4 protein-coding genes are annotated in these 3,244 nt (G+C 47.6%); 1 reads left to right on the top strand and 3 read right to left on the bottom strand.

The window, feature by feature from the left end; all coding sequences use genetic code 11:
* The first annotated feature begins 515 nt into the window (after positions 1-515).
* The gene (gene mph, locus GVV58_RS15030; RefSeq protein ID WP_071830579.1) at positions 516-1,403 is read left to right on the top strand and encodes an Mph(E)/Mph(G) family macrolide 2'-phosphotransferase; all 888 of its coding nucleotides are present in this window, start codon (positions 516-518) and stop codon (positions 1,401-1,403) included.
* A 73-nt stretch (positions 1,404-1,476) separates the two neighbouring features.
* On the opposite strand, the gene GVV58_RS15025 is transcribed toward mph, so the two are convergent.
* The 3 genes from GVV58_RS15025 to sul2 form a co-directional block, all read right to left on the bottom strand.
* Complete coding sequence (locus tag GVV58_RS15025; protein WP_071830580.1) at positions 1,477-1,941, bottom strand: ATP-binding protein; 465 nt, start codon at positions 1,939-1,941, stop codon at positions 1,477-1,479.
* Between the two features lie 21 nt (positions 1,942-1,962).
* On the bottom strand, positions 1,963-2,250 hold the full coding sequence (locus GVV58_RS15020) for a phosphoglucosamine mutase (RefSeq protein ID WP_159516853.1): 288 nt from the start codon (positions 2,248-2,250) through the stop codon (positions 1,963-1,965).
* A gap of 86 nt (positions 2,251-2,336) precedes the next feature.
* Positions 2,337-3,152 carry a sulfonamide-resistant dihydropteroate synthase Sul2 gene (sul2, locus tag GVV58_RS15015; RefSeq protein WP_001043260.1) on the bottom strand — a complete coding sequence of 272 codons (816 nt, stop codon included), beginning with the start codon at positions 3,150-3,152 and terminating at the stop codon, positions 2,337-2,339.
* Positions 3,153-3,244 lie beyond the last annotated feature (92 nt).

The following is a 3,244-nucleotide window of genomic DNA, read 5'->3' as shown; positions in this document are numbered from 1 at the left end:
CAGGGGTGTCGAAAGAGTCAACTGCGGTCCAAAGCTGTTGGACTTGGGTGAAAAGGGCGTTTATTCTTCCTATACGTGAACCGCATCCTACGGAATGAGTAACCCTTGCCCTATTGTGAGTAGAACGTCGTATAATTCAAACGAAAGCAGTTAATAGGTATGAAATATCACAGCACAAAAGAGCGACAGGACATGTTTAGATGATGTTATTATAAAATAATAACATCATGGATGAATAAAAAATAATTTTCTATCTTTACAACTATGTTATACTTCTATGATAAGGCTATGATGGCAAAGCCTTGGTTTTCCTAATCAAATAGTCGCCGAGATGGCTTCAATGCGACAGTAGGTCTACTGTCTCACAATTAATTCATGTATCAGATTTTTGTTCCCTGATGGGAAGTGTTATCCATACGAAAAGAATATGGGTAAAGTGTTACACCTGTATATGACATTCAGAATGTCCTGTCGGGGGAACTGGTACCAATTTAATAAAAGAAAACAGTATAGAAATGACAATCGAAGATATGCAAACATTAGCCCTAGAGCATGGGCTGAGAATTTCGGAAGAGATGAGCGTCAATGAGATGGGCATCGACTTTAGAGTTGCCTTTGTAAAGGAAGTAAACGGTGAGAACTGGGTACTCCGTATACCTCGAAGAAGCGATATGCTTGAACAAATCGAAAATGAAAGTAGAATATTGGATTTAGCCAAAAGAAACCTGTCGATCAATGTCCCTGATTGGAAAATTGTATCGGAGCGCCTAATAGCCTACCCTTTACTGGAGGATGCGCCTGCTCTGACATTCGATGCGATAACACATGAGGTTTCTTGGAACATAGATCGCGATAGCATAGCTTATGTGGAGTCTCTGGCAAAATCATTGGCCGAATTACATCGTATTACAGCTGACGATGTGAGAAAGAGCAACTTGAAAATAATGACTCCAAGTGAATTGAGGACCGAAATAGCTGACCGTATCCACTTGGTGAAATCTGAGATAGGTATCAGCGAGCCGTTGGAAAACAGATACCGTAGATGGTTGGACAATGACCCTTTGTGGCCTGAATTCACTTGTTTCATCCATGGCGATCTCTATGCAGGGCATGTCTTAACCTCGAAGGAAGGTAAGACCTCTGGTATCATAGATTGGTCTACTGCGCATATGGGTGATCCTGCACTGGACTTTTCTGGTCACGTATCGGTTTTTGGAGAGGATAGCCTGAAGAGTTTGATAACGGAGTATGCTAAACAAGGCGGAACGATATGGGATAGGCTCTACGAACAATCTATAGAGAGGGCTGCTGCAGCTCCATTAGCATATGGCGCTTTTGCGGTAGAGTGCAACGACGATAATCATATCAATGCCGCCAGAGCAGCCTTAGGTATTGTTCAATAAAATGATGTGAGGATACTTTTTTAAATGCTAAAATAGGAGTTCGATTGGTGCCACTTAAGAGTATCATTGATTTCTATTTTAGCCAGTATCCTCCACTTTTAGGAGCTCCTCGAAACTCGATTTTATGATCATCTCTTAAGATTTTGAGCCACCGCTCTACTATCTTGACAGGAACTAATAGCTCGTTTACTAAAAATGGTGCACGCTTTCCTGGATTAGTTCTTATCTGATTAAATAGTAGATTTACTCCCTCACTTACTCCCTCATTAGATTCGAAAAGTAGCTTTGATGAGACAATAACTCGAAAACCGTGCTGGAAATTTTCAAAGACAGGGGGACGCAGACCATAGGATGCGAAGCCTTCTTGGATTCGTTTGATGCCTGACCCATATTTTTCAATAAAATGCGCTTCTTTGAACGTGGCAGATATCCTTTTATTGCGCGCCCATGGCGAGTAATCTTCACGAAGAAGCTGATCAATCGTTAAGTTATCAGCTAAACCACCTGGATTGAAAAACTCTATGGAATTGTAATACACCCTGATTATGGAATCGGCAAATTAATTTGGACTTGGGTGAAAAGGGCGTTTATTCTTCCTATACGTTGTCGGCAGCGGGCCAAAAAGGAATACGTCCATGCCCATCGAGGTGAAACCGGCTGTGAGCGCGGGTTCAAGCATATAGCCCGACAGGCGCGTATCCTTGCCGATCACGACACGATGGCGGTGGTCACCGCGACGAAAGACACGGCCAGCCGCCATGCCGACGCGCAAGGCGGTTTCCGCCGTCATCGCGCCTTCGTTGGCTTTGCCACGAATACCGTCTGTGCCGAAATATTTGCGCACCATAAGGTCGATTATCCTGTCGTCGGGTCGCCCTCAAAGGGGACATGCCTGCTGAACCGCGAATATAGAGAAATATCCCGAATGTGCAGTTAACGAATTCTTGCGGTTTCTTTCAGCGCCGCCAATACCGCCAGCCCGTCGCGCAAGGGGCGCGGCTCGTGTGTGCGGATGAAGTCAGCTCCACCTGCGGCGGCGGCAAGCTCTGCAGCGAGTGTCGCGGCCCCGACATCCCCCGGACCACGGCCTGTGAGCGCGCGCAGAAAGGATTTGCGCGAAACAGACAGAAGCACCGGCAAATCGAAGCGCAGCCGCAATTCATCGAACCGCGCCAGCACCGAGAGCGAGGTTTCGGGAGCAGCCCCCAGAAAAAACCCCATGCCGGGATCAAGGACAAGGCGGTTGCGTTTGATACCGGCACCCGTCAGCGCCGCGATGCGCGCGTCAAAGAACGCCGCAATGTGATCCATGATGTCGCCAGCGGGTGCCTCGCGCCGATCTGCCTGCCCGTCTTGCACCGAATGCATAACGACGAGTTTGGCAGATGATTTCGCCAATTGCGGATAGAACGCAGCGTCTGGAAAACCGCGAATATCATTGAGATAGGCCACACCACGCGACAAGGCATAGGCTTGCGTCGCGGGTTGATAACTGTCGAGCGAGACGGGAATGCCATCTGCCTTGAGCGCGTCCAGCACCGGCGCGATACGCGCGATTTCTGTGTCGGACGAAACAGGCGCGGCGTCGGGATTGCTGGATGCCGGACCGAGGTCGATCACATCTGCCCCCTCGGCCATCAGCTTACGCGCCTGCGCAATGGCTGCGTCTGGCGCCAGATACCGGCCTCCATCGGAGAAACTGTCCGAGGTTATGTTGACGATGCCGAAAATGATGAGCGATTTATTCATGGGGGCTTCTATAATAATCTCTGTACACGACAAAAATAGATAACTCATTGAAATAATGTCACAATAATTGTTTTCTAACGACGAATACTATG

Origin of the sequence: Acinetobacter sp. 18QD2AZ41W (assembly GCF_009829025.1) — a bacterium.
GTDB classification, from domain to species: domain Bacteria; phylum Pseudomonadota; class Gammaproteobacteria; order Pseudomonadales; family Moraxellaceae; genus Acinetobacter; species Acinetobacter pseudolwoffii.
This window is presented reverse-complemented; position numbering and strand designations above follow the sequence as displayed.

What these genes read in the sequence shown, in the direction of transcription:
- GVV58_RS15020 (WP_159516853.1), bottom strand. Translation starts at nt 2,250, where the DNA reads ATGGTGCGCAAATATTTCGGCACAGACGGTATTCGTGGCAAAGCCAAC.
- sul2 (WP_001043260.1), bottom strand. Translation starts at nt 3,152, where the DNA reads ATGAATAAATCGCTCATCATTTTCGGCATCGTCAACATAACCTCGGAC.
- mph (WP_071830579.1), top strand. Translation starts at nt 516, where the DNA reads ATGACAATCGAAGATATGCAAACATTAGCCCTAGAGCATGGGCTGAGA.